Source organism: Tatumella ptyseos ATCC 33301, assembly GCF_000735525.1.
Taxonomy (GTDB): Bacteria; Pseudomonadota; Gammaproteobacteria; order Enterobacterales; family Enterobacteriaceae; genus Tatumella; species Tatumella ptyseos.
The window spans coordinates 164,219-180,821 of record NZ_JMPR01000038.1; the positions used below are offsets into that span (position 1 = coordinate 164,219).

Below are 16,603 nucleotides of genomic sequence, written 5' to 3' on the forward strand. Positions count from 1 at the left end.
CTGATGCATGACTCTTCACCCAGATACAATCACTTTACGCCGCCCCGATGACTGGCATATTCATTTACGTGACGATGAAATGCTTAATACTGTCCTGCCGTATACCAGTGATGTTTTTGCACGGGCGATTGTCATGCCCAACCTGGTGCCGCCGGTCACTTCTGTTAGCGCAGCGAAAGCCTATCGTGAACGTATCCTGGCAGCGACGCCAAAGGCACACCGCTTCCAGCCCCTGATGACCTGCTACCTGACCGACTCCCTGGACCCGGATGAAATTGAAACCGGTTTTAAAGAGAAGGTATTTACGGCGGCTAAACTTTACCCGGCACATGCGACCACCAATTCCAGCCACGGTGTTACCAGTATTCAGCATATCGCTAAGGTACTGGAGCGCATGCAGGCTATCGGTATGCCATTGCTTATTCATGGTGAAGTGACCGATGCCCATATTGATATCTTCGACCGTGAAGCACAATTTATTGACCAGGTCCTGATCCCGCTCCGCCGTCAGTTTCCTGAGCTGCGGATTGTGATGGAACATATTACCACCCGGGATGCGGCCCAGTTTGTCAGCAGTGAAAAACAACATATTGCCGCGACTATCACACCGCAGCACCTGATGTTTAACCGTAACCATATGCTCAGCGGGGGGATCCGCCCGCATCTGTACTGTCTGCCTATTCTGAAACGTAATGTCCATCAGGAAGCGCTGCGTCAGGTTGTTGCCAGCGGGGATAGCCGTTTCTTCCTCGGAACAGATACGGCTCCTCACCTGCGCGGACGCAAAGAATCGTCCTGCGGTTGCGCCGGGGTCTTTAATGCCCCGACAGCACTGTCAGCCTATGCCACTGTATTCGATGAACTGGGCGCTCTGCAGCACCTGGAAGCCTTCTGTTCACTGAACGGGCCGCAGTTCTACGGCTTACCGGTCAATACCGATACCGTCACACTGGTCCGTAAACCCTGGACCGTGCCGGAGACCATCCCTGCCGGGGAAGATGTGCTGGTACCTTTCCTGGCCGGTGAAACCCTGAACTGGAGTGTAGAGGCCTGAGAGCCGCCAGGGGTTGCATTTTCCGCCCAAACACTGTAAATACATACAGCATAAACAGCCGCCACTGCGGCTGTTTAACCGATCATTTCAGTAACGATTAAGCGTGTCATGCGCCGTGCCGGGTGTCGCCATCCGGCTTTTTTATTCGTTTCAGCAACAGCGTGTCCTTAAGACTGGCCTGCAGCACCCGGGCGTAGCCCGATGCTAAAAGTCCGATAAAAAGCAGGCAGTTTTGTCTGACTGGCGACACCCTGCCGGGCTCTCCGGTAAACCGACTGTACTTCCTGTTCATTTTCCGGTAATCATTATCCCTGTCTCATATTCTTCGCGCTGAATAAGCGTGTTTTCAACAGTCATGCTATACTGGATCCACCTTCTTTCCATCACAGAAGGCCGGATGTAAACCTCAACCTACACGTAGTCTAACGAGTAATCAGGAGGTTTTATGGACAGAGAGAAAGATGTTATTCAGACCCATTCACTGGTCGGCTGGGATATCAGTACCGTTGATGTCTATGACGCCATGATGATCCGCCTGCACTCATTATCATCAATGCAGCAAAGTGAAGAAGATGCCGATGTGGGCCCGACTTACTGGCTGACGACGGACGTCGCCCGGCAATTTATTTCGATTCTGGAAGCGGGTATCGCCAAAATAGAATCTGCCGAAAACAGTTTATCTTTACCGCTAAAACATTAATCTCTCCTCTGACAGGCACCCTGCCGGGTGCCTGCATCCTTTCCGTTTTCTCACCTGCAAGGCTATCGTGTTACCTGTCCTCAAAAGGTCGATGCATGCCCTTCTGTTAGTCAGTCCCCCTCCGTAACGGTAACCTGAGAGGTACCGGTGTTCATCCTGAATGTACTCCGGGCACATCAGTCACCTGCACTACAACTGCACTGCAGGGGTAACAACCGGAGACGCTTTATCCGCATTATTGCTTTTTTTATTCTCTACGCGGGTCTGCTATGCTGCTTTATCTGTCTTGATTCAGGAGCTCACAGGGAATGATTTACGATCTGATCATCGCCGGCAGCGGATCTGCCGGTGCGGCGGCCGGTTATTATGCCAGCAAGGCCGGTTTAAAGGTGCTGATGGTAGATGCCTTTCATCCGCCTCATACAGAAGGTGCCCACCACGGAAAGAACCGACTGATCCGCTACGCCTATGGCGAAGGTGAGAAATATGTCCCGCTGCTGCTGCGCAGTCAGCAGCTCTGGCAGCAGTTTGAAGCCGATGCCGGTGTCCGGCTGCTTCATCCCTGTGGCGTGCTGAATGCAGGCCCCCGGGACTCACTGTTTATGACAAGCCTGGCAGAAAGTGCTGAGCGTTGGTCACTGAATGTTGAACCTCTGACTCCGCAAGGGGTGGCCCGACGCTGGCCTGAGATTACGTTACCGGCCCATTTTGACGCTGTTTTTGAACCCGACGCCGGTTATCTGTCCAGTGAACTGGCCGTCGAACACTGGATCCGCCTTGCCCGTGAACAGGGGGCAGCACAGCTGTTTAACTGTCCGATAAAAAGTATTTCCCGCGATGGCGACCTGCAGCAGGTGGTCACCGATGAGGGAACCTTCAGCGCGGCCCGGCTGCTCATCAGTATGGGAAGCCGGATCAACGATTTTGTTGCATCTCTGCCGGTCATCCAGACCCGGAAAGTCTTTGCCTGGTTCCAGGCGGATGGCCGTTACAGCGAAAATAATCATTTCCCGGGCTTCAGCATCGGTCTGGACGACGGCAGCCATTATTATGGATTTCCGGCGCAGGATAACGCGCTGAAAGTCGGTCGTCATGACGGGGGGCAGCCCGGGGTGTCAGATAATAAAGGCTTCCCTTTTGGCAGCTACCCTGAAGATGGCAGTGAATGTTTTGCCTTTCTGCGCCAATGTCTGCCCGGTGTCGGCGGCTGCCTGTACGGGGAAAGCTGCAGCTACGATAACTCCCCGGACGGGGATTTTATTATTGATACACTGCCGGATAACCCTGACTGCATGGTAATCACTGGTTTAAGCGGACATGGCTTCAAATTCGCGCCACTGCTAGGTGAAATTGCGAGTGAATTTGCACAACAGGGCACATTACCGGACGGATTACGTCCTTTTTCGCTCAGCCGATTTACCCGCTAATCTGACGTCCGTCGTTTTCATTTCCCGGGGGTAACTGTCACCCCGGGTCACTGTCATCATTTCTTTATAAAATCGTCATATGACTGTCACCGCTGCTTAATAGCATCCCTGCTGCTTCTGCCATTCGGATCCTATTAAGGTCAGACTAATGAAAAAGCCAGACAGTAAACAACCTGAAAACACAGAAAAATCTCCCTCCGCAGAAGGTATGACGCCGGATAATCCGGCCCGCCGCCGCTTCCTGGCCGGGGCTTCTGTGCTTGGCCTCAGTTCCGGTATTCTGCCGATGGCAAATGCTGCCACAGGGACGGAAGGCTGCACAGATACCCGGCATTTGTTGAGTAAGCTGCCGCGAAAAGAGCAGGATCTTTTACTGCGTAAACATATCCGCAATGTGGTCGTTATCTACGCAGAAAACCGCAGTTTCAATAACCTGTTTGCCAATTTCCCGGGTGTACAGCAACCTTTGTCATCCCTGAAACCTGAAGCGCTCCGGCAACGTGATCGTAACGGAGAGTTACTTCCTCACCTGCCTCCGGTCTGGACAGGCCTGGTCCCGCATGAACAAACGGTTAACCATACCCGTTACCAGGTACCGGAAAATGCTGACTACATGCAACAACTGCCTAACCAGCCATTTGCCCTGAAAGGCCCCGGTGGTGAGGCCCTGCCTCAGGGAGTGGTTACCCGGGATTTATGGCATGTGTTTTATCAGAATCAGATGCAGATCAACGGCGGAAAGAACGACAAATTCGTCGCCTGGGCAGATTCCGGTGCGCTGACGATGGGATATTATGGAGACAGCGCCTGGAATATGCGGCTGTGGAACCTGGCCCGGGAATACACACTTTGCGATAACTTCTTCCAGGGAGCCTTTGGCGGATCGTTCCTCAATCACCAGTATCTGGTTTCTGCCCGGCCACCGGTTTATCCGGACGTTCATCACTCTCCCGCCAAAGGTAAGGTGGCCACACTGATGAGTGATGACCCGGCGGATCCCCGCCTGAAACCGCTGGACGACTCGCCGGCCAGCGCTCTTGACGGGATCCCCCGCTTCGGGCCAAGCCAGATAACCCCTGACGGATTTGCCGTCAATACGATGTTGCCACCGTACTGGCCATCAGGCAGCCGTGATAAAACAGACCCGGCACTGGCTGACAGTTCATCACCGAATACACTGCCGCCACAGACCCATACACATATCGGTAACCTGTTGTCAGACAAGAATATCGACTGGGCCTGGTATGCCGGTGGCTGGCAGTTTGCTGTTGATGGTAAAAAAGACAGTAACGATTTCCCTGCCCGTCCTGACTTCCAGCTCCACCACCAGCCGTTAAACTATTTTGCGGATCTGGGGCCGGGGCATCCGGAAAATCGTCGCCAGCATCTGCGGGACGGTGGGCTGGGTGATACCGCAGAGACTAATAAATTCCTGGCGGATGTTGATGCAGGAAAACTGCCTCCGGTGACCTTCTATAAACCGCAGGGTAACCTGAATATGCATGCCGGATATTCGGATGTGGAGTCAGGGGATCGCCATATCGCCCATATTGTCGACCGGCTGCAGCAAGGTCCGCAATGGGAAAACACCCTGGTGGTGATTACTTTTGATGAAAATGGTGGCTGGTGGGATCACGTGGCTCCACCGAAAGGCGACCGTTGGGGACCCGGCACCCGCATTCCGGCCCTGGTGATTTCGCCTTATGCACGTAAAGGCCATGTTGAGCATACTCAATATGATACCGGTTCAGTGCTGCGATTAATCAGTCGCGTCTATGATCTTCCGGTGTTACCGGGGCTGAAACTGCGTGATGAATCGCTGCAGAAACACGGACATCCGCCAATGGGTGACCTGACCGAAGTCCTGGAGTTTCCAGCCTGAACCTGCCGGTGATGGAAAAAAGCCTGACAATGTCAGGCTTTTTCTGTTATTCCCCGCCGTCTTTGACCGGCTGTGGGATTGTCATCCGTAACACACCGCGGGATTTATTAAAGATTTTGTTACTGGTTTCACGGCCGGCACGGCGTAACCGCTGTTCTTCCGGCGGAAGCTGCGATTCTTCCATACACATCGGGCTGCAGCAGCCATGATATTTTTCTGCACAGGCCGGGCACTGAATAAACAGCAGATGGCAACCGTCATTAATGCAGTTCACATGCGTATCACAGGAAGCACCACACTGATGACAATGGGCTAAAACATCGTCAGAGATCCGCTCGCCCATCCGCTCATCAAAGACAAAGTTTTTACCTTTGAAGCGGACCGGTAGCCCCTGCTCGCGAGCACGGCGGGTATATTCAATGATACCCCCTTCGATATGATAGACATTATCGAAACCACTGTGACGCATCCAGGCACTGGCTTTTTCGCAACGTATTCCACCGGTGCAATACATGACAATTTTTTTGTCTTTTTGCTGCTCCAGCATCTCCACGGCCATCGGTAACTGATCACGGAAGGTATCTGCAGGGATTTCCAGCGCATTGTCGAAATGACCCACTTCAAACTCATAGTGGTTACGCATATCTACAAAAACCGCATCCGGATCGTCCAGCATCTGATTGACCTCATCTGCTTTCAGGTATTCGCCGACATCCGCCGCATCAAAGGATTCATCTTCAATACCATCAGCCACAATACGTTCACGCACTTTGAGGCGCAAAACCCAGAAGGATTTACCATCATCATCCAAAGCGATGTTCATACGCAGTTGATTCAGGGCCGGGTCGAAATCATACAGCGCCTGCTTCATCGCTTCATAGCGGCTTTGCGGAACACTGATCTGAGCATTAATGCCTTCACGGGCGACATAAATACGACCGAAAACCTTCATCTCCGTCAGCATCAGATAGAGCTTATCGCGAAACGCCTGCGGGTCTTCAATTCGGAAATATTTGTAAAAGGATACCGTAGTGCGTGGCTCGGTTTCGGCGAGCATCCGCTCTTTAAGTTCTTTATTGGAAACAAGATTGTGTAACACTGGCATGGTGTTCATTCCTGTGAGTTATACTGAATTCTGAAGGGGCAATATCATACCCGAATTATCTCCCCGGAAAAACGATAGCTCTGCAGTGTTTTCACTGCACAGGATAAAAAACAGCGTAAAATCACCGCAAACAGGATATAACATTTTAGATAATGTTAAAAAATGGCACAATAACAGGAAAATTGTAGAGAGGAACCTTCTCTGCCCGGGAAATGGAATGTGGGAAAAACAATAAAATGACACAATTGCCTGAATTTAATCGCAGCCTTCTTCATCCCCGTTACTGGCTTACATGGCTGGGTATTGGATTGCTCTATTTGATCGTACTTTTGCCCTATCCTGTGCTCAACTTTTTGGGAACGAATCTGGGACGGATGTCGATGCGCTTTCTGAAAAGCCGTGTTGCCATTGCCCGACGTAATCTCGAACTCTGTTTTCCTGAAATGCCGGAAGCTGATCGCCAGGCGCTGTTGCGGCATAATTTCGAATCGGTCGGGATGGGGCTGATGGAAACCGGAATGGCCTGGTTCTGGCCGGACTGGCGGATTAAAAAATGGTTCGCCGTTTCCGGCCTGGAACACATCGATAAGGCACTTCACGATAAGCGCGGTGTATTACTGATTGGTATTCATTTTCTGACGCTGGAACTGGGCGCCCGTATTTTTGGTATCTACAACCCGGGTATTGGTGTCTACCGGCCACACGATAACCGGCTGCTGGACTGGCTGCAGACCTATGGCCGGATGCGTTCCAATAAATCGATGCTGGACCGCAAAGATATTAAAGGGATGATCCGCGCGCTGAAAAGTAACGACATTATCTGGTATGCCCCCGACCATGATTATGGTCCCCGCGCCAGCGTGTTTGCGCCCCTGTTTGCCGTGGATAAAGCCGCGACGACCCGTGGCAGCTATATGCTGATCCGCACCAGCCATCCGGCGGTGATCCCGTTTGTTCCCCGCCGACTACCCAACGGGCGGGGTTATGAAATGGTGATCCTACCCGACGCCAGCGATAATATGCCGCTGGCCGATGAACTGGCTACGGCTGCCCGTATGAACCAGATTGTGGAAGAAGGCATTCTGCTGGCACCTGACCAGTACATGTGGCTGCACCGCCGCTTTAAGACACGCCCTGAAGGGGAACCGTCACTCTACTGATCTCCCACGGCCCCCGGTATTTTCCTGACCCGCCGGGGGCGATATTAATTTTCCCCTTCCCCTTTATCCCTGACTGATTTGATCTATGCTTTAGGTTTCTGCCGACATAACCGGAGCACTCACTATATGGATCTATACACCACATTGCCGGAAGCCATTGAAGCCGCCCGGGAAGCATTTCTGGCTAACTCTCCGGATGCTGAGAGCGAACCGGATATCCGACAGTTTTCCCTGCAAAAATACGTAATGCAGGAAGGCGAACCCCGCTGGCAGGCAGAGTTTTCTGGCGAAGAAGATACAGAAGAGGGTGAGTGTCTGCCCTTGTTGTTCGATGAAGCCGCTCAGTCCGTCTGGGACGGGGATTTTGACCCGCAGGAACTGCTCCAGGAGTGGTCAGAAGAAGATACCCTGCACGAATGGGATGATGGTGAATTTCAGCTCTCTCCGCCGACCGATACCGAAGAAGGACTGCGTGCCGCCGAAGAATGGACGGATGATGACAGCGAAACTGAACGCTGGTAACTGCGGCGTCACTTTACTCAGTCATAACTGCCATGTTTCGCATCCACCGGTAACAACAGCGTGTCGACGATGAGGGATAACGGCAGGTCAAGCACCGTCAGATAGCGCCACGCCCCCTCCCGCATATCCCACTGAACACCGGGATAATACTGATGGCCGTTTCCCTGACCGGGAACCGTCCGGCTGATAATGCTGCCGCAACCCGTCAGCATTATCACGCTGGCGGTTAATAATAAAAATTTCATTGTTTCTGCAACCTGTGCGCGTTAACAAACCGGTGCCTAGTCTAGCTTGTTTTTAGTCATACTACGGATAAGGATCCCGCCGTTTTTTGTCAGTTTTTTGTTAAGTCTCTGCCGGTGCGCAAAATTCCCCCCGATCTGACGCCTCCTGCCGGTTCTCTCTGACAACCCGGGGACTGTTATACCGGTAAAAAAAACCTCCATCATCATGAGGGAGGTTTTCAGGAGGAAAGCGATTACCGTTGAGGCAATACCTCCGGGGAGAGTGCCATTTTCTGATAACTGCTCAGCCACTGATGATATTTCTCACCGGACTGCCACAAACGACTGTGCACCCGGGCCAGTACGACAGGGTCACTGATTAACTGTAAACGTTGTTCACGTCCCAGTTTTTCAGGAGCCTCACTCAGTGCCAGATCGACCTGACGGTCACGGGCATGGTCAAGTAGCTGACTCTGTTTATGCCGCGACGTCGCCATGGCTGTCGCCAGTGCATTGAAGGCCGGGTTGAACACTGCATGCATAAAGCCATTATTTAACGCACGGCGATGGTTCAGTGTCAGATACTTATCCGTATCCACCAGCTCCTGCGGCGGCGCATACTCTTCCGGGATCAGGAACAGTTTTGCGCGCTGTGACTTCAGGCCCAGGGTTGCTCTGCTGGAGAACGCCGACACAAATGGCGACAGGATCAGCGAGAAGACAATCGGGGCCAGCCACCACAGGAAGTTGAGGTTCAGCCAGCCCATCCCGGTGGCCCAGACGATACCCAGCAACATTTGCAGACCATGGCGGGCAAAGGCTTCACTCCAGGGGGTAGCATCATCATCACGCTGTGGCGAGTTCCAGACAGCTTTCAGGCCGAGGAAGGCACTGACAACGAAGACCGTGTGGAACAGCATACGTACCGGGGCCAGCAGCACCGAAAACAGCATTTCCAGCATCAGAGAAATAAAGACGCGGGCCGCTCCTCCGTAAGGTTTAGCACCTTTACACCAGATTAAGATGACACTTAATAGCTTCGGTAAAAACAGCAATACCAGGGTGGTGGAGAACAGGGCAATAGCCAGTTCCGGACGCCACTGCGGCCAGACCGGGAACAACTGCCGGGGCTGCAGGAAGTACTGCGGTTCCATCAGGGTATGAACGACCTGAAGTGCCGTGGACAACGCCAGGAACATAAACCATAGTGGCGCCGACAGGTAAGACATGACCCCGGTCAGGAATACCGCACGGTGTACCGGGTGCATCCCTTTCACCAGGAATAACCGGAAGTTCATCAGGTTACCATGACACCAGCGACGGTCGCGTTTCAGCTCATCCAGCAGGTTCGGCGGCAGTTCTTCATACGAACCGGGCAGATCATACGCAATCCACACACCCCAGCCGGCACGACGCATCAGCGCAGCTTCCACAAAGTCATGGGACAGGATAGAGCCGGCAAACGACCCTTCCCCTGGCAGTGGAGCCAGTGCACAGTGCTCGATAAACGGTTTTACGCGAATAATGGCATTGTGCCCCCAGTAATGGGATTCCCCCAATTGCCAGAAGTGCAGACCTGCGGTAAAAAGCGGTCCGTAGACACGGGTAGCAAACTGCTGGCAACGGGCATACAGCGTATCCATCCCCGAGGCTTTTGGCGATGACTGGATGATGCCGGCATTCGGGTTAGCCTCCATCATGCGGACAAGCCCGGTAAGACATTCACCGCTCATCACACTGTCAGCGTCCAGCACAACCATATAGCTGTACTGGCTGCCCCAGCGACGGCAGAAATCATCGATGTTACCGCTTTTACGTTTTACACGGCGACGACGACGACGGTAGAAAATTTTACCGGCACCGCCCACATCTCTGACCAGTTCCATCCAGGCTTTCTGTTCAGCGATCGCGATATCGGCATCATAACTGTCACTAAGAATGTAAACATCAAAGTGCTCTGCATTACCGGTACGTACCACCGACTCCCAGGTGGCCCGCAGCCCCGCGAAGACACGCTCTACGTCTTCATTACAAATAGGCATGATAAGTGCGGTACGGTGCTCCGGATCCAGGGGTTCATCGCCGGTGGTAGAGTAAGAAATACTGTATTTATCCTTACCCATCATCAGCTGGACAAAGCCCATCAATGCCGTCCAGAACCCGGCCGAAACCCAGCAGAAAAGGATAGCGAACAGGATCAGTATCCCGGTTTGCAGCACATACGGCAGTAACTGCAGCACCGATTGCTGCCAGTTCTGGCTCATCAGCTCTGAAGGATCGATAAGTGCCCAGCCCTGGTACGGCAGGATCGTTTTCATGTACCAGGTCGCTATGACTGTCTGCGCGAGCGTCAGGAACAGCAAGATATAGCGACGAACAGACCCCACAAAACGCCATTTTTCTTCAGCGATGCGGGCATCAATGCTTGCCTGATCGTGCGGGTGGTGTGCTTTTGAGCGCCCCATCATCTTATTCCACAGACGGGTCACCGGGTTGGTCTCCCACGCATCAGGGTACATGCCGGCACGTTTAACCGGCGGCATCGCCTTTAGTGTGGTGCGATCAAGGTCATCTTTCCCGAACTGTTTGCCGTCATCCAGGGATTCAGGCCAGGCCATCTCAATACGGGAAGAGACAGAGGTTAAAGGGGCATCATCCTCACGACTGCTGGCCGCCGTATCCTGGCCCAACTGGTGCTGGAAACCGGCAAAATCAGTATCGGTTGATGCGCGTAGCGCCGCCTGCTCCGCCGCAGGTAGCGGCAGAGCATCGACATATTTTTCGGGGGTAAAAGTTGATTTATTCATTGGCTGGTAACTGATAGCTCCAGGTTTCCGTCAACGTTTTATCGCCACTGACTAAAGCAGCACGCATTTCTGTCGTCTTTTTCGGGTCTTTGACCCGCAGACGTAATACCAGGCGCCAGCCTTTAGTGACCGGATTGTATCGGACGCTTTGTTCCACCACTTCACCGTTATCACCGATACTGACCTGAGGCGCGACCTGAGTCTCCTGTGGCAGTTTACTCATGGCTTTGCCGGCGAAATCGATGATAAAGGCAATGGAACCATCCGGCTGGCGGACCAGGTTAGACTGCTTCACATCCCCGGCAGAGCGGAGTGTGTCAGCCACCCAGGCGACATTCGGTGAATGCAGCTGAGCTTCATCGCGGGTAAAATGTAAGCGGTAGTTAAAGTCGGTTTCTTTACCCGGCTCAGGCATTTTTTCCGGAGACCAGAAAGCGACGATATTATCGTTCGTCTCATCATTGGTCGGAATTTCAACCAGTTCAACATGGCCCTTGCCCCAGTTACCCAGCGGTTCTACCCAGCCACTCGGACGTTCGTCATAACGGTCATCCAGGTCCTGATAATGGCTGAAGTCACGGTTACGTTGTAACAAACCAAAACCTTTAGGGTTTTCAAGCGTGTAAGTGCTGACCGCCAGGCGTTTCGGATTGTTCAGCGGACGCCAGATCCATTCACCATTACCGTTATGAATAGACAGTCCATCTGAATCGTGCAACTCGTCACGGTAATTCAGGGTTGGCGACGGCTGGTTCGCTCCGAACAGGAACATACTGGTCAGCGGAGCGATCCCCAGTTTACCGACATTATCACGCAGGAAAATTTTAGAATTCACATCCACGGTGCTCTCTTTGCCCGGATGCAGTACAAACCGGTACGCACCGGTCGCCCGCGGGGAATCCAGCAATGCGTAGATCACCAGCTGTTTATCCTGAGGTTTCGGACGCTGGATCCAGAATTCTTTAAAGCGTGGGAATTCTTCACCGGACGGTAATGCGGTATCAATGGCCAGACCACGCGCCGACAGACCATAGACCTGCCCTGCCCCGATCACACGGAAATAGCTGGCGCCCAGGAAACTGGTAATTTCGTCTTCTTTATTTTTGCTGTTAAGCGGATAAAGCACTTTAAACCCGGCAAAGCCGAGGTTTTTGAACGAATCCGCATCATGCGGAATATTGCCGAAAGTAAAATCATCCGGGCTGTATTTTATTTCACGCACAGAATTGGCCGTGACTTCATTTACTTTTACCGGAACATCAAAATACATTCCTTCCGGATAGAATTCGAGTTTGAAAGGGGTACGTAATTTTCCCCAATACGCTTTATCACGTTTATATTGGATTTGCTGGTAATCAGCATATTTCAAATCCCGGAGCTGTGAGGGCAGATTGCTTTTGGGTGCTTCATAGCTTTGCCCTGCCAGGGACTTTGCTTCTTTTGCGACATCATTAAGATCAAATGCCCAGCTATTACTGGCATACATGGCAAGCATCACTGCGGCACTTGCCAGCTGCATTTTCATCAACCCTGATTTTTTTTGTTCTTGATTGAGCACATCTCCCCCTTGCGTGCGTGTGCCTGAGAAATCACTGTCATAGTAATGGATTCTGCCAGATTCTGACAGCGACCCCGAAAGAATGTAGGTATTATCTTCCTGAAAAGCTTTTTTTCAGAATCTTTAACGAAACCCGTCAGGGTTCTTACATGTCTGATAGAATTATAGTACGACTTTTATCAGGCATACTGCCGGAAAGTTCCAATTTATCAGACGAGTGCTTATATGACCCCCGAAAAACCTGAACGCGAGTATTTTCTGGACTCTATCCGGGCATGGCTGATGCTACTGGGTGTGCCATTTCATGTATCACTGATCTACTCCAGTCAGCAATGGACAGTAAATAGTCCTAACGCTTCACTCTGGCTGACCCTGTTTAATGAATTTATACACTCATTTCGTATGCAGGTGTTTTTCGTTATTTCAGGTTATTTTTCTTACATGCTCTATTTACGCTATCAGCCTTTACGCTGGCTGAAAGTCCGTGGTGAACGGGTCGGAATTCCTTTTCTGGCAGCCATTCCGTTAATCACATTGCCGCAATTTTATATGTTAAAAAGTTTGTCGCCGAAATTTACTGGCTGGGCAGAATATACCGCTTATCAGCGTTATAACACTCTGGTCTGGGAACTGATTTCACATTTATGGTTCCTGTTAGTATTACTTCTGCTCACCGCCAGCGGAATGCTTATATTTGCTGTCCTCAGGAAGCACCAGCAGCGGCTCTCACAACTTACACTGACCTGGCCGCGTATTTTTGTGGCACTGGCTTGTTCTGTGGTGGTGTGGGGACTGTTCCGTCGTCTGCTGCTGTGGCAGGCTCCGGCATTGCTGATGGACGGATTATTTAATATCGCGGTGATGCAGACGCTGTTTTATCTGCCGTTCTTTGTGCTGGGGGCCATTGCCTGGACAAACCCGGCAGCAAAAGCCCTGTTTGTTCGCCCTCACCCGGTGTTATGGACCGGTGCTATCGTGCTGTTTATCGCCTACCACTTTAACCAGCAATACAGTGCCGGCGATGGCTGGCTTTATGAACTGGATGCCCTGATCTCTACCGGGATGGGGCTCTGTATGCTGAATGTATGTTACAGCTGCGGCCACCGTTTTCTGAACCGCGCCTCCCCCCGGATTTCCTATCTGGTGAATGCGTCTTTGTTTATTTACCTGGTACACCATCCGTTGACGCTGGTATTTGGCCTGTTTCTGATGCCACATATCCCGGGTGACACCGTCGGTTTCTGCATCGGATTGCTGTTTGTCTTCGGCCTGTCGTTCCTGCTCTACGAAATTCATCGCCGTATTCCGGTACTGCGTTTCTTATTCTCAGGTAAAAAATAGTGCCCCTGTTGCCTGTCCGCCTTGCCGGCAGACAGGCAACAGACTCCGCCAGACAATAACGTTACGATTTACCGCATTGGTCAATACCCTGTATAAAGACGTACTGACGCCGGATAGTTCTATCACCTGCAACAACCATAAAGAGTTTTATAATGAATCAGGAACAACATTCTTCCTCTGCGACACATCATGCCGTGGACTCCCCCGGCATGATGTCGGTTTTCCGCCAGCCCGCATTGCTGACCCGTGAATCGCTGGCGGGTATTGTCACGGCACTGGCCTTAATCCCCGAAGTTATCTCCTTTTCCGTGGTCGCGGGGGTTGACCCGAAGGTCAGTCTGATCGCGTCTGTGGTGATCTGCCTGACTTTATCGGTGATTGGCGGTCGCCCGGCAATGGTGAGTGCGGCCGCAGGCTCTGTTGCCCTGGTGATTGGCCCGATGGTTCATCAGCACGGCATTCCCTACCTGCTGCCGACGGTCGTCCTGGCGGGCATATTGCAGATAATCTTCGGCATTGCCGGTCTTTCCCGGATGATGCGCTATATTCCCCGCCCGGTGATGACAGGGTTTGTGAACTCGCTGGGCATATTGATATTTTTCGCCCAGGTTCCCCATGTCTGGAAGCAGTCACCGCTGGTACTGCTCTTTTTTATCCTGACTCTGGGCATTGTGCTCCTGCTGCCACGACTGACGACCCGGATCCCGGCACCGCTGGTGGCGATAGTGGCTATTACCACCATCGCCTGGAGCATGGGATATTCTCTGCCGAATGTGGGTGATGAAGGCCCGATGAGTCGCGGTCTGCCCGGGCTGACACTGTTACAGGTGCCGCTGAACATGCAGACGTTACAAATTATCTGGCCGACGGCCGTCAGTGTTGCGCTGGTCGGACTGATTGAATCCTTACTGACGGCAAAAGTGGTCGATGACCTGACCGATACCCATTCGTCAAAGCGAAAAGAAGCCACCGGCCTTGGCATCGCCAATATTCTGGCCGGTTTTTATGGCGGTATCGCCGGCTGTGCGATGATAGGTCAGACAATTGTTAACGTGGAATTAGGCAAGGCACGCAGCCGCGTTTCCACACTGGTCGCCGGGGTTGTACTCTTGTTACTGGTCAGTGTTCTGAGTCAGGTCATGGCACATATTCCGATGGTTGTTCTGGCCGCAATCATGATGGTCGTCGCTGTCAAAACACTGAGCTGGCATAGCGTAAAACCGGCCACTTTACGGCGCATCCCGTTATCTGAGACACTGATTATGCTGGCCACCGTCGCCATTACGGTCTGGACCAGTAATCTGGCGCTTGGCGTCGTCAGCGGAGTGCTGCTGGCCGTTCTGTGGTTTGCACGACGTCTGAGCCATGTGATCACAGCAGAACGCCAGCTATCGGCCGATAACAACACAGCGCATTACAAAATCTATGGCCCGCTATTCTTTGCCAGCAGTAATGACCTGTATGAACATTTTGATTACGCCAATGATCCTGAACATGTGGAGATAGATTTGTCCGAAGCAATGATCCTGGACGCTTCTACGGTCGCCGCACTGGATGCCATCGAACTCCGTTACCAGCGCTACCAGACCCGGGTGACCATCACCGGTCTCGGGGGGCAAAGCAAAGTCATTCATCAGCGGCTGACCGGTAAGCTGGACTGATACGTTTTCTGTACCGGTGCCCTCCCCGGCACCGGCCTTCAGGGCCGACCTTCCCCGGCGTGTTCTGTTTTTTAATCCGCCCTGCCAATATTCTTCGTTTCAGTTTGCCTGTACTGCGCTGTCTTTCTTTGTTTACCGCCTCGCCTGTCTGCATCCCTGTCCCCGGTTTTTCATGCTGGCCGTCCGGACCGTTGGCTCAGATACAAATCCACACATTTTTTCCGGAAATACCTGAATACCGGTCTAACATTAATAAGAATACTCTGTTGCGTAGGACACTACTCCGGGGCCACGTTCCGGCGGTTGCTGGCAGAGGGAAGGGTTTCTGTCGCTGATTTGGCAGAACGATGTTACAGGAGTGGCATGACTGGCTGTTTTTCATGGGGATTTCCCCGCGGTAAACGGGACTCAGCCACTGGCTGATGAGGGTTTCACTGCAAAACCAGTAATGAAAATCGTTATCATCTTAACAAAAAGTGCGACAAACAAGTCAAACTACATTAATTTATTTAACATTTACGTTTCTTTTAGCTATAGAATGTGATTTTACTCACATATGGCTCTACGGATGTGGAATTTCTATGAAGCAAAATTTTGAGCAATCGCCGTCTAATGTTATCGGGAATGGAACCGGTTCCAGCCGGAGGGACTTTATCCGTTCCGCACTGGTTATCTCTGTCGCCGGCATTGCTGCCTCACTGCCATTACAAAGTTTCGCTGATAGCGTCATCCGTGGCAGCGACGCAGCGCGTGATTTTATCCGGGTATCGCAAACCATTACTGAACACAAACATATCAGTCCGCAACTGGCCTCACACTTTCTGAGCGCTTTCAGCCAGCGAGACCCGCAATTCAACAGCAAAATTTCCCGTCTGGCCGCTGTGATCCAGCCATCAGACACGGCCGTCGCGTTCAAACAGCGAGCCGTTGCTGCCGGCCTGGGTAACTTTCTGCAGGACATTGTTACCGCCTGGTATACCGGAACCCTCGGCGATGACTATAAGGGCACCCTGGTCGCTTATAAAGAGGCATTGATGTATGCCACGGTCAGTGACGGACTGGTGGTCCCTACCTATTGTGGCAATGGCCCCCTATGGTGGACTGCTCCGGTACCGGACCCGCTGGATCCTGAATTAATCGACAACCTGTAATTGTGACCTGA

At 52.2% G+C, this 16,603-nt stretch carries 13 protein-coding genes; 9 read left to right on the forward strand and 4 right to left on the reverse strand.

Annotation, left to right across the window (positions count from 1 at the left end; all coding sequences use genetic code 11):
* The first annotated feature begins 7 nt into the window (after positions 1–7).
* The 4 genes from pyrC (at position 8) to acpA (ending at position 5,063) form a co-directional block, all read left to right on the forward strand.
* The gene (pyrC, locus tag GTPT_RS12675; RefSeq protein ID WP_029989326.1) at positions 8–1,054 is read left to right on the forward strand and encodes a dihydroorotase; all 1,047 of its coding nucleotides are present in this window, start codon (positions 8–10) and stop codon (positions 1,052–1,054) included.
* Between the two features lie 445 nt (positions 1,055–1,499).
* Positions 1,500–1,754 carry a biofilm formation regulator BssS gene (gene bssS / locus GTPT_RS12685; protein ID WP_025901754.1) on the forward strand — a complete coding sequence of 85 codons (255 nt, stop codon included), beginning with the start codon at positions 1,500–1,502 and terminating at the stop codon, positions 1,752–1,754.
* 308 nt (positions 1,755–2,062) lie between these two features.
* Positions 2,063–3,181 (forward strand): N-methyl-L-tryptophan oxidase, encoded by a 1,119-nt coding sequence (gene solA / locus GTPT_RS12690; protein ID WP_029989327.1) that lies wholly within the window; start codon positions 2,063–2,065, stop codon positions 3,179–3,181.
* A 148-nt stretch (positions 3,182–3,329) separates the two neighbouring features.
* Complete coding sequence (acpA, locus tag GTPT_RS12695; protein WP_029989328.1) at positions 3,330–5,063, forward strand: acid phosphatase; 1,734 nt, start codon at positions 3,330–3,332, stop codon at positions 5,061–5,063.
* Positions 5,064–5,109: 46 nt separating this feature from the next.
* On the opposite strand, the gene trhO is transcribed toward acpA, so the two are convergent.
* Positions 5,110–6,168 carry an oxygen-dependent tRNA uridine(34) hydroxylase TrhO gene (gene trhO, locus GTPT_RS12700; protein WP_025901751.1) on the reverse strand — a complete coding sequence of 353 codons (1,059 nt, stop codon included), beginning with the start codon at positions 6,166–6,168 and terminating at the stop codon, positions 5,110–5,112.
* A 236-nt stretch (positions 6,169–6,404) separates the two neighbouring features.
* Between trhO and GTPT_RS12705 the strand changes: the two genes are divergently transcribed.
* Together GTPT_RS12705 and GTPT_RS12710 are read left to right on the forward strand one after the other, a co-directional pair.
* The gene (locus tag GTPT_RS12705; RefSeq protein ID WP_029989329.1) at positions 6,405–7,328 is read left to right on the forward strand and encodes a Kdo(2)-lipid IV(A) acyltransferase; all 924 of its coding nucleotides are present in this window, start codon (positions 6,405–6,407) and stop codon (positions 7,326–7,328) included.
* Between the two features lie 126 nt (positions 7,329–7,454).
* Positions 7,455–7,850: a MysB family protein gene (locus GTPT_RS12710; RefSeq protein ID WP_025901749.1), complete on the forward strand. Its 396-nt coding sequence runs from the start codon at positions 7,455–7,457 to the stop codon at positions 7,848–7,850.
* Between the two features lie 17 nt (positions 7,851–7,867).
* On the opposite strand, the gene GTPT_RS12715 is transcribed toward GTPT_RS12710, so the two are convergent.
* From GTPT_RS12715 to GTPT_RS12725, 3 genes are all read right to left on the reverse strand, one after another.
* Positions 7,868–8,095, reverse strand: coding sequence for a YceK/YidQ family lipoprotein (locus GTPT_RS12715; protein ID WP_025901748.1), 228 nt, complete (start codon positions 8,093–8,095; stop codon positions 7,868–7,870).
* 233 nt (positions 8,096–8,328) lie between these two features.
* Positions 8,329–10,881 carry a glucans biosynthesis glucosyltransferase MdoH gene (gene mdoH, locus GTPT_RS12720; RefSeq protein ID WP_029989330.1) on the reverse strand — a complete coding sequence of 851 codons (2,553 nt, stop codon included), beginning with the start codon at positions 10,879–10,881 and terminating at the stop codon, positions 8,329–8,331.
* The gene (locus tag GTPT_RS12725; RefSeq protein ID WP_174371891.1) at positions 10,874–12,409 is read right to left on the reverse strand and encodes a glucan biosynthesis protein G; all 1,536 of its coding nucleotides are present in this window, start codon (positions 12,407–12,409) and stop codon (positions 10,874–10,876) included. The genes mdoH and GTPT_RS12725 overlap by 8 nt, the downstream gene beginning before the upstream one ends.
* Before the next feature lie 255 nt (positions 12,410–12,664).
* Between GTPT_RS12725 and mdoC the strand changes: the two genes are divergently transcribed.
* The 3 genes from mdoC (at position 12,665) to GTPT_RS12745 (ending at position 16,592) form a co-directional block, all read left to right on the forward strand.
* On the forward strand, positions 12,665–13,780 hold the full coding sequence (gene mdoC, locus GTPT_RS12730; RefSeq protein ID WP_025901745.1) for a glucans biosynthesis protein MdoC: 1,116 nt from the start codon (positions 12,665–12,667) through the stop codon (positions 13,778–13,780).
* A gap of 209 nt (positions 13,781–13,989) precedes the next feature.
* On the forward strand, positions 13,990–15,441 hold the full coding sequence (locus GTPT_RS12735) for a SulP family inorganic anion transporter (protein WP_244875078.1): 1,452 nt from the start codon (positions 13,990–13,992) through the stop codon (positions 15,439–15,441).
* A 581-nt stretch (positions 15,442–16,022) separates the two neighbouring features.
* The gene (locus GTPT_RS12745; protein WP_025901743.1) at positions 16,023–16,592 is read left to right on the forward strand and encodes a sugar dehydrogenase complex small subunit; all 570 of its coding nucleotides are present in this window, start codon (positions 16,023–16,025) and stop codon (positions 16,590–16,592) included.
* Positions 16,593–16,603: the final 11 nt, after the last annotated feature.